We start from the raw sequence: 24,228 nt of genomic DNA, 5'->3' as shown, positions 1-24,228 counted from the left end.
CGCAACAAAGAATGAACGACCTGTTCGTTTCCACAAACAACGATGTTCCACTTATCGCGGCTACTTTTTATCCAGTTGACCAACCCCCGAAAATTTGTGTTTTACCGAGCCATTTGTGAGCTTTACGACACAAGCCCAAAACTAACTACTCATGGATCAGCGGATTATCAATCTTTTCGACGAATACACGCACAAGCCTCTCAAACGTGACGACTTCCTCAAACGACTCGCCAAGCTGACGGGTAGTATGGCCTCTGCTCTCGCGACCTTACCCCTATTGGAAATTAACTACGCCCATGCCGAAACGATAACCCGACAGGATGACCGCATCAAAGCAGAATCGGTTACGTTTCCGGGTTCCGATACAACCATGAAAGGGTATCTCGCTCGACCGGCTGCGGCAGGCAAGTATCCGGCTGTCGTCGTTATTCACGAGAACCGGGGGTTAAATCCACATATTGAAGACGTCACGCGTCGGATGGCTTTGGCCGGATTCCTCGCGCTGGCTCCCGATGCGCTTTCTGGCGCAGGAGGAACGCCCACCGATGAAGCACAGGTTCGGGAGTTATTTGGCAAACTGGACGCTCAGAATACGCGCGAAAACTTTGTCAAAGCCCTCGATTACCTGAAATCCCGACCAGACAGTACGGGCAAACTCGGCGCCGTCGGGTTCTGCTGGGGTGGCGCTATGGCGAATCAACTGGCTGTCCACAACCCGGACCTGAAAGCGGCTGTGCCCTTCTACGGTCGTCAGCCCGAAGCAGCGGACGTTCCCAAGATCAAGGCAGCGGTACAACTGCATTATGGCGGTCTTGACGAACGCATCAATGCCGGAATACCCGCATACGAAGAAGCTTTGAAAAAAGCGGGTGTACCGTATGAGTTGTACGTGTACGAAGGTGCTCAACACGCTTTCAACAATGACACCGCCCCTACCCGCTACAATGAAGCAGCGGCTAAACTGGCCTGGGAGCGAACGATAAAGTTTCTGAAAGACAAATTAGTGTAGACAAATAGTTTATCCTTTGATCGTATATCGGCTACTTGAATCAGATAGTCGAAAAATTCTGTAAAAGATTGGGTTACTTTTCTTTTACAATCGGATTAATAGGCTGAAAACAAAGAATTTGTCTAAACGTATCATACTCATGGCTAAAACTGCATTTTTCCTGCTTTCGCTGATGACGCTGGCTACCGCTTGCTCGAGCACTAAAACCGAAACGACTTCTACATCGGCAACGGTAACGGATTCAACGTCTACGATGTCTTCGGATTCGACTTCGACTATGTCAAGTGATTCAACGATGGCGACTGACACGACCAAAAGAGATTCAATCAAATAATTGAATCCAGTCTATAATTTCTGAGAAAAGACCCGCCTTGCAGCGGGTCTTTTTTTTATCGGTATATCGGTCTTTTTGCCGTTCATGATTCCGTTCGCCGGTTAAGCCAGTTTGTCCTTTCGGCACGCTATTCGTAGTTACGAACGGACCGCTTATTGCTGGTTTCTTTATAAACCGACAACATATCTATAAAGTACCATTATTGCGTTTAATCTATACTACCGTTAACTCACTTCATATTGCGCTGAGCAATCGAATACCCTAACTTACAGTCAGTTATCCATTGATACAAGTAGCAGCCAAATCACACCCTTGTATGACATCTTCTCAATCTTCCTTTCCGGGTAAGAACCCCGGTTTGCCCAAAATGAACCATCGTGAACTGCACTTTCTTCAGCTAGCCTGTTCAGAGTTGACCTATGTTCAGATTGCGGATCGTATGCATGTCAGCCCGCGCACCGTTGACGGTTACCGGGAGGCTCTTTTCGAGCGTTTGGAAGTGAAAAGCCGGGTTGGCCTGGCCCTGTGGGCTGTAAAGGCCGGACTGGTCGTATTGTAGGAATTAGCCATGCGGGTTGAGCAACAACGAAGCCGTTCAGGAAGCGATTGTCGGACGATAGGTTCAGCTACTATCCCGACAATCGCCTATCTTAGCGGCTGTTTCCTTACGATCTTTTCTCATGCTCAACCTTGGTTTTGTATCGGCGATTCTGGCCGATTATGATTTGAATAGTGTCCTGAAATTTGCCGCTGAACACAATTTCAAATGCGTCGAAGTGATGTGCTGGCCAAGCGACAACGCTGATGCACGTCGGTACGCGGGCGTGACCCACATTGACGTAGATCATCTGAACGTCGAGCAGGTTCACCACCTAACGCAGCAGCACGGCGTTTCCATTTCTGGCCTGGGTTATTATCCAAACCCCCTTGATCCGAATCCGGAGCAGGCTGAATTCTACCGCGAACACATCAAGAAAATTATCCGGGCAGCCGCCAAGCTGGGTATTCCCGTTATCAACACGTTTATTGGGCGCAACCCATCATTGAGCGTAGCAGACAACCTGAAACTGTATGCTGAGCACTGGCCCGCTATTGTCAAGGTGGCCGAAGAAAACAACGTCAAAATCGGTATTGAAAACTGTCCCATGTGGTTTACGGATGACGAATGGCCGGGCGGTAAAAACCTGGCAACGACTCCGGCTATCTGGGATCGGCTGTTTGACATCATTCCCTCCCGCGCGTTAGGACTGAACTACGATCCGAGCCACTTGATCTGGCAGATCATGGACGAAGTAAAACCCATCTACGACTACCGCGACCGACTGCATCACATTCACCTGAAAGACGTGAAGCTGTACCGCGATAAATTAGACCGGGTAGGTATTATGGCAAACCCCCTGGAATACCATTCACCAAAGCTGCCGGGTCTGGGCGATGTGCGCTGGCGTAACTTCTTTGCCGCGCTGACTGATGTACGCTACCGGGGTCCGGTTTGCATCGAGGTTGAAGACAAGGCGTATGAAGGTAGCGCTGAAGATGTACGCACGGCTATTCTAACGGCCCGCAATTACCTGAGTCAATTTTTGGTTTTGTAAGATCGAGTGTAACGGTTTACGGTTGTTGAAGTCAGCCGTAAACCGAACGCTATAAATTTTTCGTTCCTTGCGCGACGCAATCAATCAAGTAGATACCGCACTTTTTTTGTGGCTCAACAGCCTGTACGCATCCTGGCTTGACCCGGTCATGATTTTCGCTACCGAGCGAAATACCTGGTTTCCGTTCTACGCGCTGCTCATCGGATGGCTCGTATTTCGTTATCGCAAACAGGCCCTCTGGATGGTGTTGACCCTAGCCGCAGCGGTAGCCATCAGCGATCAAACGGCATCGGCCCTGCTCAAACCGCTCACCCTTCGGTTACGACCCTGTCACGTTCCGGCGTTGCAGAAACTGATTCACCCCGTGATGGATTGTGGTGGTCCTTACGGCTTTGCCTCATCTCATGCCGCCAATACCTTCGCGCTGGCAACAGGTCTCTGGCTGCTCGTTGGGCAGCAGCATCCGTGGGCTAAGTGGGTCTTTCTGTGGGCGGTTTTTGTCTCGTACAGCCGTATTTACGTAGCGGCTCATTATCCACTCGACGTGTTAGCCGGAGCGGGCATTGGCGTGCTGGCAGCAACGCTTTGCGTAACCACACTTCGCTCACTACAAGCGCGATCCGCCAATCGAAAGGCTGTTTAAGACAGCAGCCGTTTGAACCGTTGTAAAAGATTCTTTACTTATCGATTAAACATCCATTAAGTAAGCCAACAATCATATATAACAGCCGGTTTGCCCCGTACCCTGACGACGTAACAAGCCATTAGGGCATACACTACTTTATGCAAACCGCAGTTGACGAAGTACTGACTGATCCGTCTGTAAATCCATTTTTGTTCCCGGCTCCCCCTTCTACACGGCTGCAACTAAGTGTAATTGTTCCGGCTCGCAACGAAGCACACCACCTTACCCATACGCTGGATGCACTTCGAAATCAACAGGACAGCGCGGGCAATCCGCTCGATCCGGCTACTTACGAAGTTTTGTTACTGGTTAATAACTGCACTGATCATTCTTACAAAGTGGCTCGTCAGTACCAGCAAACGTATTCTGACTTTCCCCTGCATATTTCCGAAATTCATCTGCCAGCCACAAAAGCCAATATTGGTACGGTTCGCCGACTCCTGATGGATGAAGCGTACCGAAGACTGACAATCTCCGGAAGTTCAAACGGGATTATTGCCTCGACGGATGGCGATACGGTCGTTGACAAGCACTGGATTTATTACATCATGCAGGAAATCGCCAAGGGTAACGATGCCGTTGGCGGACGCATCCTGACCCATCCTGAACAGAGTTTGGTGCGGCTCTATCACTTGCGCAACGTGATGTACCGAACATTGGTTGCCAGAGCCGAAGCGATTCTCGATCCATCGTCGAACGACCCGTGGCCCCGGCATTTTCAGCATTTTGGAGCCAGCATTGCCGTCACCTGCCGCGTGTATGACCAGGCGGGTCGTCTGCCCGAAAAGCCGTACTTGGAAGATGAAGCGTTTTATAAAGCGCTCCTGCGGATGGACGCCAAGGTTCGACAAAGCCCGCACGTGAAAGTGTTTACCTCAACGCGCACGGACGGACGGGTAGACATAGGCTTTTCGGAGCAGTTGCGCTTTTGGGCGAATCTCGATCATTCCGGCAAAGACCAACTGGTAGAACCACCCGCAGCCCTTATTCTTAAATTCCGAAATCGGCAAAAACTACGTGCTTACTGGCATAACCGCAGTCAGGCAACGGGGCTAAACGACCTGACCCCGATTGCTCAGGAACTATGCATTGACGATCAGTGGCTTAAGATCGAGCTAAAAATGAACCCATTCTTTGGACAGCTTTGGGAAAAGGTAGAAGCCAACATGCAGCAGGGGCAGTGGTCAGCCTGCTGGCAACTGGTCCCGATAACAACGGCTATTCAGGACCTGCGCACATTTCTTCGGCCTTATATCGATGCGTAAAAATGACTCGGCAGTTGATGAATCAACGGCCCTTCATTCAGCTCATCGCTTGACAAAAAGATCCAGCCGGTATTTGTCTGTCCGCTGACCCAGCAGATGGGTTAGCGGTTTTCCTTCACCCGCAATTTCGAGAAAATGCTCGTGAACCTGATCGCCCGTCAGCGGATAGTCATGCACAAAAGGTGTCCAATGAACAAGCAGTAAATGCCCGTTCGTATCGAGGTGATCAACCATCAATTGCCGCGCTCGTTTTAAGTCGTCGATCACCAGATAATACCCGACTTCAGACATCACGATGAGATCGAAATGGCCATCCGGGAAGTCGTTAGGTATACTCATTTGACGAACGGCGATGTTTGGATAAGGCGCTAACCGCTGACGGGCGGCTTCGAGCGGCAATTCACTGGCATCTACCGAAAGTAGTTTTTCGCACCGCTGCGCCAGCAGTGCACTCAGGACTCCGATGGAACAGCCTATCTCGAACGCATTTTTATAACGATCGTTCGGTAAAGCGGCTACGGTTGCTTCGTACTTGGCCTTCTCGTAAGGACTTGTCTCAAACGCCCAGGGATCGCTGTTAGCCCGGTAAACATCGTCGAAATAAGTAGTTGGCAAACTTTGCATGACTGTAATAGAAAGGTTCGAATTAGGGATTGGTAGTTCGTTCGTTAAGCTTTTTTCTTTTCCTCCAGAAATAACTCACGCGGTGCTTCGAAGTGCGTAAGCAACTCCGGCGACAGATAGAAAGCCGTCGGATCGTCGTTGATCAATCGGGTCACCTGCGAGCGATGAGCCGCAATAGCCTGATTACGTTGGTCCATAACCGACAGAATGGGCATACGCCACACCTGCATTTCGTCCGGTTTAGGCATGTCACGGTCATGGCCTAACTCCCACAACCAGATCAGGTATTCCAGCACGCGCGGACGATTCGGAATCCGGGCAATCGCCCCCGTCAGAATTTGCCAGGAAGCCCGATGGTCAGGATGGGGGTCGCGACGCCAGGGTACCAGTACGGTTTGCGGGTCAACATCCAACAACAGCGTATGCATAAAATGGACGGCATCGTCAAATCCTGCCCGATCCGGTGTCGCAACCTGCCTGTCTTTCTGTCGCATGAATGTACAGTTGTCGGGTGACACGTTCAGAATACGGAGGGCTTCCAGTGCTTCTGATTCACGCAACTGACGCAGCCGCTCAGCGGGGTAGCTGGGCGAATTGGGGTGCGACAGCGTTCCATCACTCACAAATAGCACGTGCACGCTATAGCCCTGTTCCCGCAAAAGGGCAATCGTACCACCACATCCTAACGATTCGTCGTCGGGATGCGGGGCAATGACCAGCGTACGTCCGATACGACTCAGGTCCTGAGGATCAATCGAGACAGCAAGGTCTTCCAAAAGATGCGCTTTATCAATGCCAGAGGTCATGCGCTTTGGTTTGATTGGTGAGCACGTAACGGCCAATGTCAGCCAGCGTAGCATCGGGAGCGGGCTGGCGAAGATAAAACGTCAGGTCGCGGTGAATCCGCTCGAACGGAAGAGGCCCCATAAGCCCCCGTGCTCCTACACATCGTTCAGCCAGCGCCATCATCCGCAAACAGATTTCTTCAATAGCTGTTCGGGTCATGTTGGCGTAGGCAACAATTTTGTCTATTTCCCCACCTCGGCCCAACCATTCGTCGTTTTTTGATCCAGCCGTCGCAATCCATTGATTACCGGATTCAAGCAAGTAAGCCATTTCAGCCAGCCGGGCCTTTTGCATTGGATCGTCAATCCGATTCATCGACGCCAGAAAAGCCCGTGTTTCATTAAACAGAGCCTCTGCTCCACCCAACTGCACAGCGGCAAACCGAATCGCCCCCCCACTAAAATACGGCTGCCGGAAGTAGTCACCGGGTTGCCCCAGCAAATCCGCTTCATCAATCTCGACTCCGGTAAAATCTAGTTTGTAACTAACAGAGGAACGCATACCTAACGGCTGCCAGAACCGCTTATCCTGGGCGATTGGTTTGACGGATTCGGTGGGTATAATACACATCTGCCATCCTTGCTTTTGGGCACCAATCAACTCACCCGTCACCAGTGGTCGATGAATCCAGCCAGCACCCGAACAGAACGTTTTTGATCCCTCCAGACGATACCGACCATTGCCCAACGCGTGAATGCGGACACCGTCGTTCGCCTGTGTATTCCAGACGCTAAACAAGTGGTTATGCACTTGTACGTCATTGTACCAACGGTGTTCCTGATCAGGCTTGGCGTACAAGGCAATGAGTTGTAAGGCGTTCACATGGCCTTCGTAGATTCGCCCCACCGCCAGATTGCCCGTACCAACCCGCTTTAATAGATTCAGGAGCCGTTCGGTCGTGGGTAAGCGATTGTCCAGTTCACCACCAGCTACGGTTACAGCTAATAGTCCAGCTTCGGATAACCAGTCGAAAGCCTTCTCCGGAAAAATGGCTTCGTTGTCCGTATGAGCAGCATCACCGGCAATCCGGTCGATTAACCGATTCATGTTGAACGGATCAGACAGCCATGACTTCTGTGATAACACAGGGTTTATAGTCATATATATTGATAAGTAGTAGAGTTCACCCGACAACCCGTTGTTTGACGTAAATTGTTTGTCTAAACACCTTTCTACATCCCGTTACTTATTAACAGGTTCTGATAAATCACAACAACTGATTTTCAGTCGATTTGAATAAACTCAGAAAACGCAGTGCCAGCTGGGTATTTTTTTCGTACCTTTGCGGGAAATTTGTCAGGTACCAATGGCTTCGTTCAATCCGGTTAAGATTTTTTCAGGAACCCAATCCATCTACTTAGCCGAAAAAATCGCGCATTATTACGGTAAAGACTTAGGTGGCTACACGTGTCGGCGATTCAGCGACGGTGAAATGTCGCCTAGCTTTGAAGAATCCGTTCGGGGCTGCGACGTATTTTTGATTCAGTCGACACCCCCTCCCGGCGACAATCTGATGGAATTGTTGCTGATGGTTGATGCTGCCCGTCGGGCCTCGGCGCACTACGTTACCGTTGTCATTCCGTATTTCGGCTACGCCCGTCAGGACCGGAAAGACAAACCACGCGTAGCCATTGCCGCTAAGCTGGTGGCCAACATGCTGGCAGCATCGGGCGCGGATCGGCTGATGACCATTGATTTACACGCCGGACAGATACAAGGTTTCTTTGACTTCCCGGTCGATCATCTGGAAGGAACCTCGGTATTCGTTCCGTACATCAAAAGTCTGAATTTAGAGAATCTGGTCGTTGCTTCACCCGACGTTGGTGGTGCTAACCGCGCCCGGACGTTCGCCAAGCATTTCAACGCGGACATCGTGCTCTGCGATAAACACCGGAAGCGGGCGAATGAAATTGCCTCGATGCAGGTAATCGGGGACGTTGAAGGGGCCAACGTAGTCCTCGTTGACGATTTGATCGATACGGGCGGAACGATGGCCAAAGCGGCTCAGATTATCATGGATAAAGGAGCGGCTTCGGTACGGGCGATTTGTACGCACCCCATTATGTCGGGCAAAGCACACGAGAATATTTCTAATTCGGTGCTGGAAGAACTGGTTGTTGCTGACACCTTACCGATGCAGCAGCCAAACGAAAAAATCAGAGTCCTATCGGTCGCCGAGCTATTTGCGAAAGCAATCGGTCGCATTCGGGATCACGAATCTATTAGTTCATTGTTTATAAGAAATTGATAGACAGCCGCCAAAGGCCCAATCTATCATTCATGCGTTTAATTAATTTACAGATATGAAAAAAATCGAGATTGTAGGGTATCAACGAGCGAATCTCGGCCGCACGGAATCACAAGCGATTCGGGCCGAGGGCAATGTTCCGTGCGTATTATACGGTGGTCAGGACCAAGTGCATTTCTATGCACCAGCTATCCTGTTCCGTGACCTGCTGTATACGCCTAATGTGTACGAAGTAGCGCTGAATATCGAAGGTGCTGAGTATCGGGCTATTCTTCAGGAAGCCCAGTTCCACCCAGTTAGCGATTCGCTGCTGCACGCAGACTTCCTGCTGGTAGCCGATGGCAAGCCCGTTAAAATTGCGGTGCCTGTTCGTCTGGTTGGATCGGCTCCGGGTGTACAAAAAGGGGGTAAACTGGTAACCCGCGTTCGGAAACTGCGCGTAAAAGGTACGGTTGAAAACATCCCTGACTTTATTGACGTTGACGTTTCTGGTCTTGACCTGGGCAAATCGGTTCGTGTTGGACAGATCCCGGTTAGCAATATTGAGCTGCTCGAGCAAGCATCGAACCCAGTAGCCAGCATTGAAATCCCACGTGCACTGCGTGGTCAGGTTTCGGCCAAATAATACCGCCTTTATTGGCGAGTACCAGTACACTAATAGATGCAAAAAGCCCTTCCTGGAGAAACAGGAAGGGCTTTTTTGTCTCGCTATCATTCAGTCGGCACTATTTTTTCGTTACTCGGATTGAAATGCGCCTGTTCTGAGCACGTCCTTCCTTTGTTTCATTGGAAGCTACCGGATGCGCCTGACCATAGCCTTCCGCTTCCAGCCGGTCTTTGTCGATGCCCAGTTTCTCCAACGCAACCCGTACAGAATTAGCCCGGTCCTGTGAGAGTTTCAGGTTATTGGCCGCATTGCCCGTGTTGTCGGTATAGCCGCCCAATTTTACGTTCACCGCTGGGTACGCCTTCAAAATTTCGCTGATGTTTTTTAGCTGCTCCTGCGACGCTGGCTTCAATGTTGCCTTCCCGGTTTCGAACAACAGGCGGTCAAAGTCGAACCAGGTTGTTTTGTCAACCGGATTTTCACTGCTGATAAACCGCAGCAGATTATTCTCGATTCCATTTTCGGGAATGTTTAGTTCAACACCACTGGTCAGTTTCTGTTTTCGGAAAGCGCCCAGATTAGCCGCCGTCGGGTCCGACTCGGCCATTCCTTCCGGTACGTCCGCTTCATCAGGCATGGTCATAACCACTTCGTCTACCTCATCAACTTCGACTTCTCCCGACTCGTTGCTTGGCACGGCGATGTAGGGAGCGATAACCAGCGACACGATAGACATAAGCTTAATCAGGATGTTCATCGATGGGCCGGAGGTATCTTTGAAGGGGTCACCGACCGTATCGCCCGTTACAGACGCCTTATGCGGTTCCGATTTTTTGTAATACGTTTCCCCATTGATCAGAACCCCTTTCTCGAACGATTTTTTAGCGTTGTCCCAGGCTCCCCCGGCATTGTTCATAAAAATACCCATCAGCACGCCCGAAACCGTCACACCTGCCAGTAGTCCACCGAGTACTTCCGGTCCAAAAGTGAACCCGACGATTACGGGAACCGATAAGGCAATAGCGCCGGGCAATATCATCTCCCGAATGGACGCCTGGGTAGAGATAGCGACGCATTTGTCGTACTCAGGCTTGCCCGTTCCTTCCAAAATACCGGGAATTTCGCGGAATTGGCGACGAACTTCTTCCACCATCTTCATCGCAGCGCGTCCAACGGCCGCAATCGCCAGCGAAGAGAAAATAAACGGAATCATGGCGCCAACAAACAGACCCGCCAGTACATTGGCCTTGTAAATGTCGATGGTCGAAATGCCGGATATACCCACAAAGGCAGCAAACAAAGCCAACGCGGTCAGGGCAGCAGAAGCAATGGCAAAGCCTTTACCGGTCGCAGCTGTGGTATTACCTACGGCATCTAGAATGTCGGTACGGCCCCGAACCTCTTCGGGTAGGTAACTCATTTCGGCGATACCACCGGCATTGTCTGCAATTGGTCCAAAGGCATCAATCGCCAGCTGCATGGCGGTGGTAGCCATCATGCCAGCCGCCGAAATCGCCACACCATACAAACCGGCAAAGCTGTAGGACAGATAAATACCAGCGGCCAATACGAGAATAGGTAACACCGTCGACTCCATTCCCACTGACAAGCCACCGATAATATTCGTTGCGGCTCCCGTTGCGGACTGGCGGATAATGGACAATACCGGACGACGACCCATTGCTGTGTAATACTCCGTAATGATGGACATTAATGCCCCAACAACCAGACCCGTGACAATAGCGTAAAACACATCCATCCGGGTGAACTCAACACCCCGAATTTCCATGGTAACGTCCGGCAGGTAGCTTCTCACCAGAAAGTAGGAAGCAATCAATGTGAGAACAATGGACGCCCAGTTGCCAAAGTTCAGCGCCCCCTGCACGTTGCCCGTATCGTCTTTTACCCGCACAAAATAGGTAGCAATGATGGAGAAGATCAGACCAAGACCCGCAATAACCATTGGCAACACAATTGGTGCATGACCGTAAATGTTAGCGTCGGCAGGTATCTCGATTTCCCGACCCAGTACCATCGTCGCCAGAATGGTAGCCACGTACGAGCCAAACAAATCCGCACCCATACCCGCGACATCACCCACGTTATCACCGACGTTATCGGCAATGGTAGCCGGATTGCGGGGGTCATCTTCGGGAATTCCGGCTTCCACTTTACCGACGAGATCGGCACCTACGTCGGCAGCTTTTGTATAAATCCCCCCGCCTACGCGCGCAAATAAGGCAATGGATTCGGCACCGAGCGAGAAGCCAGCCAGCACTTCGAGGGTTTTCTCCATCGGCAAGCCGTTTACATCACCCGTCGGGCCAACATATAGCTTATACAATACAATGAATAAACCGCCAAGCCCCAGCACGGCCAGACCTGCCACACCAATACCCATCACGGAACCACCCGTAAACGACACTTCCAGCGCACGGGTAAGACTAGTACGAGCCGCGTGGGCCGTCCGAACGTTCGCCTTCGTGGCGATGGTCATACCGATATAGCCAGCCAGTGCGGAAAGGAAAGCCCCAAGCACAAACGATAAACCGATAAGGGGACTGGAATTTTCAACTAATGTTCCTGAATACGCCAGCAGGATGGCGACGATAACACCAAAATAGGTAAGCACTCGCCATTCGGCTTTAAGGAAGGCCAGCGCCCCATTTGCGATGTAATTGGCAATTTCCTGCATCCGGGCATCGCCGGCATCCTGCCGTGATACCCACATAAATTTGGTATACATTAGCAAAAGGCCAATGATACCCAGCACAGGGACTAGATAGACACTGTAATTCATGCGATTAGCTAATAAGTTAAAGAATGGATTTAGAAATAGGAATGCGCACAAATATAGAATTTGCCCTTACACAACAATCGTTAATCTTGACTTTTTTTAAGTATTTCTGGTTTTATTCGAGGACGAACGAATAACAAGCGGGAGTTGTCCGTAGTGAGCCCGCCCAGAACGGCTAGACTCAGACTATAGATTACACTAAATCATTTTCGGGCTTATGCCGCCTGGCTGCCCTTGGTCTTCCCTGCTGTTGGTGAACTAGGGATAGTAAGTAGATTCAAACCAGATTGTCGGTTGAGGGTAGCGCGCTGTACGGGACAGGTAAAAAGTGATTGACTTGCTTATAAAAAGAAGAGGCCATTGCTCAACGACAACAACGGTTGACGTTAAGCAGTGGCCTCTTCTTTTTCTATTCAGAGGTATTAAACGCTATAATGGATTAGTGAGCGAACTAGCGTCCTGCCCGCTTCTGCAAGGCATCCCGCGACAGAACGATCAAATGGCCGATTGGTTTTCCAGCGCGGTACGTAATCACCCGAAGCGTAATAGGGCCATCGGGCAGTTCGACCGGTTGGCTGTATTTCGTCGAAAACGCGTCGGGCATGGTGTCGTCGATGCTGTAGTAGATATCCAGATTGGGTACTTCGCTTTCCAAGGTCAGCGTGAGCTTGCCATTTTTCATGCTTGTCCGGACGATGGCGTCATAAACGGCACGGGAATAATTGACCTGCGCAATATCGGCCCGGTCGAAGTGGGCTTCCATCCGTGGGACAAACTTATCCCAGTTTTTCGTTTCTTTCGGCGACCAGTACACATCGGCTAAGGCCCAACCGCGCGGATAGGTCATGTATTCGGCATAGCGGAGCGTAGGAATCTGCTCAGTCCAGAGATTGGCCTGACCACCCAGGATGTACTTCGCGTCAACCCCGTCCGGAACCGGTTCGAAGCTGTAGCTTTTCTTAGTGCGCAAAGTCGCGTAGATGGGCGGATCATTGTCGCCCTGCTGATAATCCAGGTAGGCAAACGTGGTTGGCGTCATCACCACATCATGTCCCAGATGGGCCGCTTCGATACCGCCTTTAATCCCCCGCCAGCTCATCACAGTCGCTTCCGGCGAAATACCGCCTTCCAGGATTTCGTCCCAGCCCAGCAGCTTTTTGCCTTTCGCTTTGAGGATTTTCTCGACGCGGTTCATAAAATACCCCTGCAAATCCTCGACGTGCCGGATATTTAGTTGCTTCATCAACGCCTGACAGCCGGGGTCCTGCGCCCAATACCCTTTGTAACACTCGTCTCCACCGACGTGGATGTACTGATTCGGGAAAAGAGCCGCTACCTCCGTAAAAACCTTGTCCAGAAATTCATACACTTTCTCATCGGAGGGATTAAGCGTATTTTCGACCAGCATCTTGAACGTGCCATTGCCGTACCATTCCGAGAACGCGGTACCCGGATCTACGGAAACGGGCGTTTTGGTACAGCTCAGTTCGGGGTAAGCCGCCAGCGCTGCCATGCTGTGACCAGGCACATCAATCTCCGGAACAATTGTGACGTTGCGGTCCTGGGCGTATTTGATAATTTCTTTGATGTCATTCTGGGTATAAAATCCACCGTACGAAGCGGCTTCGCCGGGTTTAGGATCGAGTCGGTTGCCGAAATGACCGGCCCGCTGTACCCGCCAGGCCCCTACTTCGGTGAGCTTAGGTAGCGATTTAATTTCAATCCGCCAGCCCTGATCGTCGGTCAAATGCCAGTGGAAGGTGTTGAACTTAAGCCGGGCTAACTCATCGATGTAACGCTTCACATCGTCTTTTGGAAAGAAATGTCGGCTCACATCGAGCATAATACCCCGCCAGCCAAAACGCGGGTAATCCGTAATACGAACGGCAGGGATGGTCCACGAGGATTGGGCCGGTGTCTTGCTTTCGATTTCTTTCGGTAGCAACTGGAGCAGCGACTGCATGCCGTAAAATAAACCTGCTGGCTCATTGGCCGTAATTGTAACGCCCTTCGAGGATGCGTCGAGCGTGTATCCTTCCTTGCCCAATTTCGGGTTGGGCGTTTCGTTTAGATCAAACTGAATACTGGCTTTTGTACCGGCTTTCGGTCTTAAGCCAAATCCCGTCGGTGCATTCAGTTTTTGCGCCATCATATCAGCGGCAGCCTGCGCTTTGGGCTGGTCGTAACCGATTGTGGCCGTCTTGGTAAGCGTAAAAGTACCCCGCTGCGGCTGTACGTCAACCGGTTGCGGAATAAGGTTAATGGGCTGCTGAGCATTCGCAACGGTCATGCCTGTAAGCAGGAGCAGAACACCAGCGATACGTATTTTCATGCTGAAACTAGTTAGTGATTAGAATGGAAAGCAAGTTACGACGCGGTCTCAATGATCCCAACATTGGCACATTGTTAAACCTCTCTTTCTCGCAGACAAGCCCAAAACGGGAAGCAAGTCCTCCGTAACATCAATTAGTGAAACAAAAGCCTAAAATAGATCAACTTAAAAATCGCAGACAAGGTGTAAATTTGGCGACTAGCCTATAATCCGCTTCTGTACTGTGTCGCTACGTAAATTTCTACCCGCATTTACTCTTGCTCTTTCGCTTAGCTCGACGCTCATCGCCCAGGTTCCGTACGGCCCCATCAAGCCGACGCCCCCCGGCGAAATTTTGTCAAACCTGAAAAAGCTGAACGTTCTGGGTTCGGTCTTATATATAGCCGCCCACCCCGACGATGAGAATACGCTGCTGCTGGCTTATCTGGCGAAAGACCGGCTTGTCCGCACGGGGTATCTGTCGTTGACACGGGGCGACGGCGGACAAAATCTGATCGGCCCCGAACAGGGCGAAAACATCGGTGTCATCCGTACCCAGGAATTGTTGGCTGCCCGGCGCGTTGATGGTCCCGACCAGTTTTTCAGCCGGGCTTACGATTTTGGCTTCTCGAAGTCAACAGACGAAGCTGTTCGGACCTGGGGTCAGGAAAAGGTCCTGGCCGATGTAGTCTGGATGATTCGTAAGTACCAGCCGGATGTTATCATTACCCGCTTCCCACCCGACTCGCGCGCGGGTCACGGTCACCACAGCGCATCGGGCTTTCTGGCCGAAGAAGGCTTTAAAATCGCCAACGATCCGACCAAGTTCCCCGAACAGTTAGCGTACGTAAAACCCTGGCAGGCAAAGCGCATTCTTTGGAACGTCTTTATTCCGGGAGCGTTCATGAGCAACAAAAAACCCGACGAAGCCGGCAACCTGATTGGTATTGAAACGGGCTTATACAATCCATTACTCGGCAAATCGTACGGCGAAATTGCCGCCGAAAGCCGGAGTCAGCATAAAAGTCAGGGTTTTGGCGTGGCCGCTAATCGAAATGCGCGGATCGACTATCTGTTGCTGAAAGGCGGAAGCCCCGTTGAAAAAGATCCACTCGACGGTGTGGATATCAGCTGGAAACGTGTTCCCAAAAGCGAGGCCGTGCAAGGGCAGGTCAACCAGGTTATTGCCGGATTTAAACCCGACCAGCCGGAAGCGTCCGTACCCGCGCTGGTGCAACTGTACGGTGCGATCAGCAAGCTAGATACGGCGAATATTTACGTCAAGGCCAAGCGTCAGGAAGTTGAGCAACTGATCCGGCAATGTCTGGGCTTGTGGTTTGAGACCAATCCCGTTGACTATGCCGCTACCCCCGGAGAAACAATTCGGCTTACGACCAACGTTGTTAACCGGGCCGATGCTGCGGTTACGTTGCTGAATGTACGGTATTCGGTTGGCAAGGACACAACCCTGAACGTGCCGCTCAAACCAAACGACGTTGTTGTGCTGTCCACGCCCGTTACCATTCCACAAAACCAAAAGATTTCGCAGCCATACTGGCTCGAAAAACCGATTGTCAAGGGTGTATTTCAGGTCGATAATCAGCAGTTGATTGGCTTACCCGAAAATCCGCCGGCTATCTCGACCACCTACACGTTCGACATCAGCGGGCAACAATTCACGTTTACCCGTCCCGTCGTCTACAAATCGACGGACCCGGTTGACGGGGAGATTTACCGACCTTTTATCATTCAACCAGCTGTTACCGCCAATCTGGCCGAGCGCGTGTATGCCTTCTCGGACGACACGCCAAAAACGGCGGAATTAGTGCTACGCGCGGGTCGGGCCAACGTATCAGGAACGGTGAAGTTGGAAGCCCCGGCTGGCTGGCGAGTTGAACCGGCGTCGCAGCCGTTTGCGCTGGACCGAAAAGGCAGCGAACAGCGCATCACGTTCACCGTTACACCAACGGCTCAGGCACAGAACGGTAAATTGCAGGCCGTCATGACGACGAGCGGATCAGGTCAGACCAACAGTACGTTTACCACGGGGCTTCGCGTAATTGCCTACAAGCACATTCCCACGCAAACCTTGTTCCCACCTGCCGAAGCGAAAGTGGTGAAACTCGACGTAAAAGTAACCGCCAAGAATATTGGTTACATTGTTGGCGCGGGCGACGAAGTTCCGGCGGCCTTACAACAGATGGGTTGTCGCGTCACGATTCTTGGTCCTACCGAACTTAGCCGAAACCTGTCGGCCTACGATGCTATTGTAGTCGGTATCAGAGCCTACAACATCAATGATTACCTCGCCAACTACCAGGCTAATTTGATGGACTACGTGAAAAACGGCGGGACGATGATCGTACAGTACGTGACACCCGGCGGTTCAGGTATGCTTCAGAACGGGTTGAAAGTAAATCAACTCGGCCCCTACCCGTTCAAAGTGGTCAACGAGCGCGTAACCGAAGAAGACGCGCCGGTTGAGTTTATCAATCCGCAGCATCGACTGCTCAACTACCCGAATAAAATTACGCAGAACGACTTTGCTGGCTGGATTCAGGAACGCGGCATCTACTTTGCCCAGGACTGGGACAAAGCCTACGAACCGATTTTCTCGTCGCACGATCAGAACGAAGCAGCCAAACAAGGTAGCCTGATCTACGCCAAATACGGCAAAGGAAGCTTTATGTATACGGGCCTCGTGTTCTTCCGCGAATTGCCCGCTGGCGTACCGGGCGCGTACCGGCTCTTTGCCAATATGATTTCGGTAGGTAAGTAGCAGAAAGTTGGTGGTGTCGGTTTTAAGAAACCGACACCACCGTCTGGCTTCGTGATGTCGGTTTCTTAAAACCGACACCTACGACATAGAGCTAAAACAATTCTCGGTAATGGAGTAATTGTGATTGCGGCCGCAGACCGTTATAGAAAGCCATACTAGAGTACCGATAATCAGCGGCACAGTTTACCATACCTGCTCGTACGGGATTGGTATGCATATAATCAATCTTCGTTTCGCAAACATCACGGGAGTATAGATAAACATCATCGAAGCGATCTGTCCAGATTTTGAAATGCTGAGTTCGATAGGCGTAAGCTATATCGTCCAAAAAATGCGGTCGAGTGAGTTGGATGTACTCCCGTAGTTTGAGCGAGGTAAACTTTTTAAAGTCGCGCATATACTCGATCAGATGATTCTTCTCCAGAAAGACGATTATAAAGTGAATGTAATTCGTCATAAATACATAAGCCACTAGCCGAGCATGGTATTTCTGGTTATAGAAGGCAAAGCTATCGAATAGTATTTTGTAACAGTTATTGTCGAACAGAAGTGGTTGATGGTGCCAACACGTGGTGGTAACGAAAAAGCACCGCTCTTCGGTGAGTAACGTACGATTCCTAAGCCCCATAGCCAATGATTGTCAGCGATTTGAAGGTATAAGACTCTACGGATGCATTTATGTCACTTGTGGAGTTCTCTTTGTAGTGGTGTCGGTTTTGAGAAACCGACACCACTACAAAGAGAACTATTTCGGACAGTGCTAGCTCTCCAACCTGACGCTTCTCAGGACATTTCTTCCATCGTCCAGAACGTTTGTTTGCCTTTTAGCCTTGCTTGCCGCATCATTTCGTCGGCTCCGGCAGAAGGACCTCCTACGCGTAAAACGCCGTCGCAGTGGTCGATCAGTTGTACCGTTACGGGATGGAAAAATCCGTCAAAAACAGCATCGCCCAGTTGAGTCGAACCGGCGGCTTTGATGAGCGGCAACGCAAGCCACTCACCGCACACGGGTGTATGCCCTTTACGATAAACGGACAGCGCAGCCTCTTCCATCCGGTGCATATTCTGCGCAATAAGCCGGGGATCATCGTTGGTACCCGAACGGTATGGTCCAGCAATCAGAATGAGCATGTTAGTTGGCGGATGGGGTTAATTGTTGAAGTCGTAGGTGCTGTAGTAGCATGATCGTCTTACCATCCCGGATCTCACCGCTTGCCATCATGGCCAGCGCCTGTTGTAAAGGGATTTCCAGAATCTCAATCTCTTCCTCGTCAATGCCCCCACCGGCATAGCGCTCAGTATCTGCCGTGTATTCCGCGATGTAGAAAAACAGCTTTTCGGTCACTGAACCCGGGCTCATGTACGCTTCCATCACTTTTTGCACCGACTGAATCCGATAGCCCGTTTCTTCTTCCGTTTCGCGCCGGATAGCCGTTTCGGGATCGTCGTTATCGAGCAGACCCGCACAGGCTTCGATGAGCATACCCGAAGTCGGTCCACCGTCGCGGTTGCCGTTCACAAACGTGGGCAACCGAAACTGACGCGTTAAAATCACGTTGTCCGTCTGTGGGTTATACAGCAAAATCGTAGCGCCGTTCCCCCGGTCGTACGCTTCGCGTTGCTGGGTAGACCACTGCCCGTTCTTTCCCAAATAATTGAACGTAAAGCGTTTCAGAATGTACCTGTTGTCGGATAGCAATTTTTCTTCCGTGATTTGCACACGTTCGGACAGCAAACTGTTCATAATTGTTCGATATTGTTTATTTTTGAACAAAATAAAAAGAAAGTCATGAATTTTCAACACCGCAAGCGGATAATTGTACAAACGGTCGATGAACGTGGCTCTGTTGATGTGGGCGAATTAGCACAGTTGCTACAAACCTCGGAGATGACTGTTCGGCGCGATCTGGTCCAGTTGGCATCCTCCGGTTTGATCTATCGAACACGCGGTGGCGCCATGAAAGTGAGTCTGGCTACGGACAAGCACACGTTTGCCAACAAAACCGCTGTCAATGCCGAGCGCAAGGATTACATCTGCCAGTTGGCCGCTCAGGAAATTCAGGAAGGCGACATTATTTTTATGGACTGCGGCAGTACGGTATTCAGACTTTGTCAATTCATTCGCAACAAACGCATCACCGTTGTTACAAATTCGCTGCCTGTTCTTTCCGAACTGATGGATTCGACGGTATCCGTTAATTTGGTTGGTGGCGAAGTCGATAAGGAGCGACGGGCTATGCACGGGTTGATCGCCGAGGAGCACATTGCCCGGTACCGCGCACATCGGGCGTTTATCGGCGTAGATGGGATTTCGTTGCAAAACGGGTTGAGCGCCAACGGCGAAAAAGAAGCCAGTACGGCCACCGCGATGGCCCGACAAACCGAAAAAGTTTACCTCCTCTGCGATTCGTCGAAGCTGGAAACCGACAAATACCTCTATTTTGCGCCATTAAGCCTGTTTGATGTGCTCATCACCGATCAGGAAGCGAAGCCCGATATGATGACGGCTTATCGCCAGGCAGGCATTACGCTGATTAATTAACTCATGTGGCAAATCTGGATTGATACGGGCGGAACGTTTACGGACGGTCTTGCCCAGGATCTCAACGGCACCATTCACCGCACCAAAGTTCTGAGCAGCAGCCGACTGCGCGGCCTCTTAACCGACGACAAACTTACTGCTCCCTGGCTAACGGCACCTATCTTTGACGATTATCAAATACGCGTTGTCGATACGGATGAACTCTACCGAATTGTCAGCCTAAACGTAGACGGGACACTCATCCTCGACCGCCCGATTTCTGCTCCGTCACAAACCACCACTGTTGAGTTATTCACCGGCGAAGAAGCCCCGGTCTTAGCCGCCCGTCTGTTAACCAAAACGCCATTGCATCGGCCCTTTCCGCCACTCGAAATGCGGTTGGGCACAACAAAAGGCACCAACGCCCTGCTCGAACGAAAGGGAGGGCGCGTCGCTTTACTGGTCACCCAAGGCTTTAAAGACCTGTTGACTATCGGGACGCAGCAACGCCCGGATTTGTTTCAACTGGCAATCCCACCCGCCGAAGTCTTGTACGATTCGGTTTTCGAAGTCGATGAACGCATTGCCGCCGACGGTCAGGTGCTGACTCCCCTCTCCGATCAGACCATTAGGGAATTGATCGAACAGCTCCGCGCGGTTCAGCCCGATGCGGTCGCTATCTCGTTCCTGAATGCGTACCAAAATCCAATTCACGAACGCCAGCTACAGGATGCGCTGACTGCGGCAGGATTCCGGTACATCACCCGCTCGACGGCAGTTTCGGTCGCTCCGCACTATGTGCCTCGTACGCAAACAGCGGTTGTCGATGCGTACCTGACGCCGGTGATGCGGTCGTACCTGGACAATGTACAGAAGCAACTGGCAAATGGTGAAGCACCGCAGCAAACCGTCCGCATCATGACCAGCGCAGGTGGACTGGTTCGCGCTGATCTGTTTGGTCCCAAAGACAGTTTGTTGAGTGGCCCGGCGGGGGGTGTTATCGGGGCAGCGAGCATTGCAAATAGCCTTTCCGTTGCCCGCACATTGACCCTTGATATGGGCGGCACAAGTACCGACGTTGCCCGCATCCAGCACAATCTGGATTACCGGTTCACAACCAGGATTGGACCATTTGATTTGCAGTTGCCCTCGCTGGCTATCGAAACCGTAGCCGCCGGTGGCGGGTCGGTATGCTGGTTCGAGGAGCACGGTACCGCTTCCGGTCAGTTGCGGGTTGGTCCGCAAAGTGCAGGAGCTAATCCCGGTCCGGCATGCTACGGTGCGAGTGCCCCTGACCAACCGCTTTTGCTCACAATTACTGACGTAAACCTGTTGCTGGGAAAGCTGCACCCCAAGCAGTTCGGCATTCCCGTTTTTCCGGAAAAAGCGCAGCTAGCCTTACAGGAAATCATTCGCCAAATCGAAGCTCGAACCGGCAACCGCCCCGATCTGCTCGACGTGCTGCGCGGCTTCGAACGCATTGCGGACGAAACGATGGCCGGTGCGATTCGTAAGATTTCGGTAGCGCGTGGCTTCGATCCGACAGAATATAGCCTGCTGGTATTTGGCGGGGCGGGTGGCTTACACGGTTGCGCCATTGCCCGTTTGCTCAACATGGAGCGCCTGATCCTGCCGTTCGACGGTGGTCTGCTCAGTGCCTACGGAATCGGCAAGGCGCAGATCGAGCGAATAGCATCGCAATCCGTGCTGAAACCGCTTACCGGTGTCAATGACACCCTACCATCACTTTTCGACGAACTAAGCACACAGGCTATTACGGCCTTACAAACGGACGTTGGTTCAGAAGCACCGGTTCGAATATCGTCGGCATTGATCTACCTACGGCTGCAAGGTCAGGAGTCGTCCGTCGAAGTGGACTATTGGTCCAAGAGGCAACGTTTAGCTATGGCTTTTCAACATCGGTACAGACAGCTATACGGCCACTTCCCCACCGATTCCAACGGTCAGCCGCGCCCTATCGAAGTCGAAAGCATCCGGGTCATTGCCAGCACTGAGACTACCGAAACGGCCGTGAGTGGTCCGCCCAACAGTCATCGTCACGCAGTGGCTTCGTTTGAAACGGATGCATACCCCGCTTACGACTGGACACAGCTACAGGAAGGCGATACGTTTCGCGGCCCTGCTTTGCTACTGAATACGACCTCATCGGCCTTTATCGAACCGGGGTGGCGGGTAATTGTGCAGTCCGACAAAAACGTACTTGTTGATTACATTGAGGATGTTGACACATTGCCGCTGCAATCGGCCAATGGCGTTGATCCCGAAAGCCAGGACGTTATTCAGCTTGAACTGTTTACGCAGCGGTTCCGGGCAATTGCCGAAGAAATGGGTGCTCAATTGCAGCGAACGGCTTTTTCGGTCAACGTTAAGGAACGACTCGATTTCTCCTGCGCACTTTTGAACGCGAACGCCGAACTCGTCGCCAACGCTCCCCACATTCCGGTGCATCTGGGTAGCCTGGGTATTTGTGCGCGGCTGGTTCTCGCCAACATCCGACTCGAACCAGGCGACGTGCTTATTACGAATCACCCAAAATACGGCGGGTCGCATTTGCCGGACGTGACGTTACTCAGTGGCGTTTTCACCGATGAAGACGAGTTGATTGGTTACGTAATCAACCGAGCCCACCACGCCGAAATTGGCGGTAAAGTACCGGGTTCGATGCCTCCCGATGCGGTATCGTTGGTTGAAGAAGGCGTTGTACTGGAACCTCAGTATGTTGTCCGGAAAGACGTTTTCCAATGGGACCAGCCAGACGGATTGCAGGAACGCTTTACGACAGCACCTTACCCAACGCGCGCGCTGGCTGAAAACCGGGCGGACATCGAAGCAGCCCTTGCCTCGCTGAGAGCGGGCGAAACAGCGCTGCAAAACCTTGTCCGGCAACACGGTTTACCAACTGTACACCAGTACATGAACCGACTGCAAGCGTCCGCTACCGATGCCATCCTTGCCGTCTTGCGACCACTCGACGGAAAGCATTTCTACGCCGAGGAAGCCCTTGACGACGGTCATGTCATTCGGGTCAATCTGGCGATAAACGACGGACAGATTACCTTCGACTTTTCGGGTACATCAGGCGTCCATCCGCATAATCTCAACGCTAATATTTCTATCCTGTACAGCGCTGTGCTGTATGTTCTCCGACTCTGGTGCCAGAAAGACATTCCTCTGAATGAAGGGCTGATGATACCTGTTAATCTGATTTTACCCGACGAATCATTCCTCAACCCGATCTTTCCGGATGACCCGGCGCAGTGCCCGGCCGTTGTCGGAGGTAATACCGAAGTCAGCCAACGATTGGTGGATACTCTGCTCAAAGCGCTGGGATTAGCCGCGTGTAGCCAGGGTACCATGAACAATTTTCTATTTGGCCGATCATCCGCACTGGGTGGTTTCGGGTATTACGAAACCATTGGCGGAGGCACGGGTGCTACGGTTGGCGCTGACGGACGTTCGGCAGTGCATCAGCACATGACCAACACGAAACTGACTGACCCGGAAGAACTCGAACGACGTTACCCGGTTCGATTGCACCGCTTTGCGATTCGGCAGGGTTCCGGCGGTTTGGGACAGCGGCAGGGTGGCGACGGTATCGTTCGCGAGATTGAGTTTTTAGAGCCGGTACAGGCAACACTCGTCAGTCAGCATCGCGTCGCGGCTCCTTATGGGTTGAACGGAGGAGCGTCGGGAGCTGTGGGGCGGCAAACGTTGATTTACGCAGACGGCCAGCAAGAAGCACTGCCCGGTATTTTTACGCGGGCGATGGAAGCGGGCGAACGGATACGGCTGGAAACGCCGGGCGGTGGAGGTGCTAACGACAAACCGTAATCATGTATGGCATTTCAACGGCCAAAAGCTACGCAGTCTATTTACGAGCCGGAGTTTGTCCAGGCGCTTTTCAACGAGATGAGTTTGACCTACGAACGGATGAACACGATCACGTCGTTCGGCTTCTCGAACCGCTGGCGTCGGCAATGCGTATTTGAAATCGACATACAGCCCGGTCAGACCGTCGTTGATTTAATGTCGGGCATGGGCGAAACGTGGGGATACATTTGCCCGAAAATCAAGACGAACGGAGCTTTACTGGGCGTTGATTTCAGCGAGGGAATGCTTCATTATGCCAATCAGAAACGACAGCGAAAACAATACGCGTCCTATGCCATCACCATTCATAAACAGAACGTACTAGCCAGCACTCTACCCGATCAATGCGCCGACCATGTGGTTGTCGCATTCGGGCTAAAAACGTTCAACGATGATCAAATTAGTCAGTTAGCCAAAGAAATTTATCGCATCTTAAAGCCCGGCGGACAATTTTCGTGTGTAGAAGTATCTGTTCCCAAACCCGCTTTGTTACGCGCTTTTTACCTGTTCTACTTACGTCGGATTATTCCGATTCTAGGCGCGTTGTTTCTGGGTAATCCGCAGACCTATCGGATGCTTGGTATTTACTGCGCCCAGTTCAAAAACACCAATCAGGCGTTACAACTTTTCGAAAATGCTGGTCTGATCTGCCGCCAAACAAACTACTTTTTCGGATGCGCGTCGGGGATTGTCGGTGAGAAGCCGATTACTTAATA

20 protein-coding genes are annotated in these 24,228 nt (G+C 51.6%); 12 read left to right on the top strand and 8 right to left on the bottom strand.

The window, feature by feature from the left end; translation table 11 throughout:
- Window positions 1-151 precede the first annotated feature (151 nt).
- From M0L20_RS16525 to M0L20_RS16500, 6 genes are all read left to right on the top strand, one after another.
- Window positions 152-1,009: a dienelactone hydrolase family protein gene (locus M0L20_RS16525; protein ID WP_248478015.1), complete on the top strand. Its 858-nt coding sequence runs from the start codon at window positions 152-154 to the stop codon at window positions 1,007-1,009.
- A gap of 139 nt (window positions 1,010-1,148) precedes the next feature.
- Window positions 1,149-1,343 (top strand): hypothetical protein, encoded by a 195-nt coding sequence (locus tag M0L20_RS16520; protein ID WP_232562014.1) that lies wholly within the window; start codon window positions 1,149-1,151, stop codon window positions 1,341-1,343.
- Window positions 1,344-1,659: 316 nt separating this feature from the next.
- Entirely contained in the window at window positions 1,660-1,902 is a 243-nt protein-coding gene (locus tag M0L20_RS16515; protein ID WP_232562013.1) for a response regulator transcription factor, read from the top strand.
- Window positions 1,903-2,023: 121 nt separating this feature from the next.
- The gene (locus tag M0L20_RS16510) at window positions 2,024-2,938 is read left to right on the top strand and encodes a sugar phosphate isomerase/epimerase family protein (protein WP_248478013.1); all 915 of its coding nucleotides are present in this window, start codon (window positions 2,024-2,026) and stop codon (window positions 2,936-2,938) included.
- Between the two features lie 67 nt (window positions 2,939-3,005).
- The gene (locus M0L20_RS16505; protein WP_248478011.1) at window positions 3,006-3,581 is read left to right on the top strand and encodes a phosphatase PAP2 family protein; all 576 of its coding nucleotides are present in this window, start codon (window positions 3,006-3,008) and stop codon (window positions 3,579-3,581) included.
- A 140-nt stretch (window positions 3,582-3,721) separates the two neighbouring features.
- Complete coding sequence (locus M0L20_RS16500) at window positions 3,722-4,888, top strand: glycosyltransferase family 2 protein (RefSeq protein WP_248478009.1); 1,167 nt, start codon at window positions 3,722-3,724, stop codon at window positions 4,886-4,888.
- Between the two features lie 42 nt (window positions 4,889-4,930).
- Here M0L20_RS16500 and M0L20_RS16495 read toward each other — a convergent pair whose 3' ends face one another.
- Genes M0L20_RS16495 through M0L20_RS16485 form a run of 3 tightly spaced genes read right to left on the bottom strand, consistent with a single transcriptional unit; the run spans window position 4,931 to window position 7,459 of the window.
- Window positions 4,931-5,512 carry a class I SAM-dependent DNA methyltransferase gene (locus tag M0L20_RS16495; protein ID WP_248478008.1) on the bottom strand — a complete coding sequence of 194 codons (582 nt, stop codon included), beginning with the start codon at window positions 5,510-5,512 and terminating at the stop codon, window positions 4,931-4,933.
- A 44-nt stretch (window positions 5,513-5,556) separates the two neighbouring features.
- Window positions 5,557-6,318, bottom strand: a complete 762-nt coding sequence (locus M0L20_RS16490; protein ID WP_248478007.1) for a PIG-L deacetylase family protein — start codon at window positions 6,316-6,318, stop codon at window positions 5,557-5,559.
- Complete coding sequence (locus M0L20_RS16485; protein ID WP_248478006.1) at window positions 6,302-7,459, bottom strand: acyl-CoA dehydrogenase family protein; 1,158 nt, start codon at window positions 7,457-7,459, stop codon at window positions 6,302-6,304. The genes M0L20_RS16490 and M0L20_RS16485 overlap by 17 nt, the downstream gene beginning before the upstream one ends.
- 205 nt (window positions 7,460-7,664) lie before the next feature.
- On the opposite strand from M0L20_RS16485, the gene M0L20_RS16480 reads away from it, so the two are divergent.
- Window positions 7,665-8,606, top strand: coding sequence for a ribose-phosphate pyrophosphokinase (locus M0L20_RS16480; RefSeq protein WP_232562006.1), 942 nt, complete (start codon window positions 7,665-7,667; stop codon window positions 8,604-8,606).
- Window positions 8,607-8,661: 55 nt separating this feature from the next.
- On the top strand, window positions 8,662-9,231 hold the full coding sequence (locus tag M0L20_RS16475; RefSeq protein ID WP_232562005.1) for a 50S ribosomal protein L25/general stress protein Ctc: 570 nt from the start codon (window positions 8,662-8,664) through the stop codon (window positions 9,229-9,231).
- Between the two features lie 100 nt (window positions 9,232-9,331).
- On the opposite strand, the gene M0L20_RS16470 is transcribed toward M0L20_RS16475, so the two are convergent.
- Both M0L20_RS16470 and M0L20_RS16465 read right to left on the bottom strand, forming a co-directional pair.
- Complete coding sequence (locus tag M0L20_RS16470; protein ID WP_248478005.1) at window positions 9,332-12,013, bottom strand: sodium-translocating pyrophosphatase; 2,682 nt, start codon at window positions 12,011-12,013, stop codon at window positions 9,332-9,334.
- Between the two features lie 448 nt (window positions 12,014-12,461).
- Window positions 12,462-14,342 carry a beta-N-acetylhexosaminidase gene (locus M0L20_RS16465; RefSeq protein WP_248478004.1) on the bottom strand — a complete coding sequence of 627 codons (1,881 nt, stop codon included), beginning with the start codon at window positions 14,340-14,342 and terminating at the stop codon, window positions 12,462-12,464.
- Window positions 14,343-14,565: 223 nt separating this feature from the next.
- On the opposite strand from M0L20_RS16465, the gene M0L20_RS16460 reads away from it, so the two are divergent.
- Window positions 14,566-17,100: a PIG-L family deacetylase gene (locus M0L20_RS16460; protein ID WP_248478003.1), complete on the top strand. Its 2,535-nt coding sequence runs from the start codon at window positions 14,566-14,568 to the stop codon at window positions 17,098-17,100.
- A gap of 91 nt (window positions 17,101-17,191) precedes the next feature.
- Here the strand turns inward: M0L20_RS16460 and M0L20_RS16455 are convergent, their stop codons facing one another.
- The 3 genes from M0L20_RS16455 to nudK all read right to left on the bottom strand — a co-directional run bounded on the left by M0L20_RS16455 (window position 17,192) and on the right by nudK (window position 18,844).
- Window positions 17,192-17,728 carry an REP-associated tyrosine transposase gene (locus M0L20_RS16455; RefSeq protein ID WP_248478002.1) on the bottom strand — a complete coding sequence of 179 codons (537 nt, stop codon included), beginning with the start codon at window positions 17,726-17,728 and terminating at the stop codon, window positions 17,192-17,194.
- A gap of 155 nt (window positions 17,729-17,883) precedes the next feature.
- Window positions 17,884-18,231 carry a DUF4406 domain-containing protein gene (locus M0L20_RS16450; protein ID WP_248478000.1) on the bottom strand — a complete coding sequence of 116 codons (348 nt, stop codon included), beginning with the start codon at window positions 18,229-18,231 and terminating at the stop codon, window positions 17,884-17,886.
- 1 nt (window position 18,232) lies between these two features.
- Window positions 18,233-18,844, bottom strand: a complete 612-nt coding sequence (gene nudK / locus M0L20_RS16445) for a GDP-mannose pyrophosphatase NudK (protein ID WP_248477998.1) — start codon at window positions 18,842-18,844, stop codon at window positions 18,233-18,235.
- 45 nt (window positions 18,845-18,889) lie between these two features.
- On the opposite strand from nudK, the gene M0L20_RS16440 reads away from it, so the two are divergent.
- Genes M0L20_RS16440 through M0L20_RS16430 form a run of 3 tightly spaced genes read left to right on the top strand, consistent with a single transcriptional unit; the run spans window position 18,890 to window position 24,226 of the window.
- A complete protein-coding gene (locus M0L20_RS16440) occupies window positions 18,890-19,642 on the top strand; it encodes a DeoR/GlpR family DNA-binding transcription regulator (RefSeq protein WP_232561998.1) in 753 nt (250 codons plus the stop codon).
- 3 nt (window positions 19,643-19,645) lie between these two features.
- Window positions 19,646-23,473, top strand: a complete 3,828-nt coding sequence (locus M0L20_RS16435) for a hydantoinase B/oxoprolinase family protein (RefSeq protein WP_248477997.1) — start codon at window positions 19,646-19,648, stop codon at window positions 23,471-23,473.
- A 6-nt stretch (window positions 23,474-23,479) separates the two neighbouring features.
- The gene (locus M0L20_RS16430) at window positions 23,480-24,226 is read left to right on the top strand and encodes a class I SAM-dependent methyltransferase (protein ID WP_248477996.1); all 747 of its coding nucleotides are present in this window, start codon (window positions 23,480-23,482) and stop codon (window positions 24,224-24,226) included.
- Window positions 24,227-24,228 lie beyond the last annotated feature (2 nt).

Origin of the sequence: Spirosoma liriopis, from assembly GCF_023196085.1 — a bacterium.
Taxonomy (GTDB): Bacteria; Bacteroidota; Bacteroidia; order Cytophagales; family Spirosomataceae; genus Spirosoma; species Spirosoma oryzicola.
The sequence above is the reverse complement of the archived record's forward strand: the minus strand, read 5'-3'. Positions and strand labels throughout refer to the sequence as shown.

Coding starts and splice junctions, on each gene's coding strand:
- M0L20_RS16525 (WP_248478015.1), top strand. CDS start 152: ATGGATCAGCGGATTATCAATCTTTTCGACGAATACACGCACAAGCCT.
- M0L20_RS16520 (WP_232562014.1), top strand. CDS start 1,149: ATGGCTAAAACTGCATTTTTCCTGCTTTCGCTGATGACGCTGGCTACC.
- M0L20_RS16515 (WP_232562013.1), top strand. CDS start 1,660: ATGACATCTTCTCAATCTTCCTTTCCGGGTAAGAACCCCGGTTTGCCC.
- M0L20_RS16510 (WP_248478013.1), top strand. CDS start 2,024: ATGCTCAACCTTGGTTTTGTATCGGCGATTCTGGCCGATTATGATTTG.
- M0L20_RS16500 (WP_248478009.1), top strand. CDS start 3,722: ATGCAAACCGCAGTTGACGAAGTACTGACTGATCCGTCTGTAAATCCA.
- M0L20_RS16495 (WP_248478008.1), bottom strand. CDS start 5,512: ATGCAAAGTTTGCCAACTACTTATTTCGACGATGTTTACCGGGCTAAC.
- M0L20_RS16490 (WP_248478007.1), bottom strand. CDS start 6,318: ATGACCTCTGGCATTGATAAAGCGCATCTTTTGGAAGACCTTGCTGTC.
- M0L20_RS16485 (WP_248478006.1), bottom strand. CDS start 7,459: ATGACTATAAACCCTGTGTTATCACAGAAGTCATGGCTGTCTGATCCG.
- M0L20_RS16480 (WP_232562006.1), top strand. CDS start 7,665: ATGGCTTCGTTCAATCCGGTTAAGATTTTTTCAGGAACCCAATCCATC.
- M0L20_RS16475 (WP_232562005.1), top strand. CDS start 8,662: ATGAAAAAAATCGAGATTGTAGGGTATCAACGAGCGAATCTCGGCCGC.
- M0L20_RS16470 (WP_248478005.1), bottom strand. CDS start 12,013: ATGAATTACAGTGTCTATCTAGTCCCTGTGCTGGGTATCATTGGCCTT.
- M0L20_RS16465 (WP_248478004.1), bottom strand. CDS start 14,342: ATGAAAATACGTATCGCTGGTGTTCTGCTCCTGCTTACAGGCATGACC.
- M0L20_RS16455 (WP_248478002.1), bottom strand. CDS start 17,728: ATGGGGCTTAGGAATCGTACGTTACTCACCGAAGAGCGGTGCTTTTTC.
- M0L20_RS16450 (WP_248478000.1), bottom strand. CDS start 18,231: ATGCTCATTCTGATTGCTGGACCATACCGTTCGGGTACCAACGATGAT.
- nudK (WP_248477998.1), bottom strand. CDS start 18,844: ATGAACAGTTTGCTGTCCGAACGTGTGCAAATCACGGAAGAAAAATTG.
- M0L20_RS16440 (WP_232561998.1), top strand. CDS start 18,890: ATGAATTTTCAACACCGCAAGCGGATAATTGTACAAACGGTCGATGAA.
- M0L20_RS16435 (WP_248477997.1), top strand. CDS start 19,646: ATGTGGCAAATCTGGATTGATACGGGCGGAACGTTTACGGACGGTCTT.
- M0L20_RS16430 (WP_248477996.1), top strand. CDS start 23,480: ATGGCATTTCAACGGCCAAAAGCTACGCAGTCTATTTACGAGCCGGAG.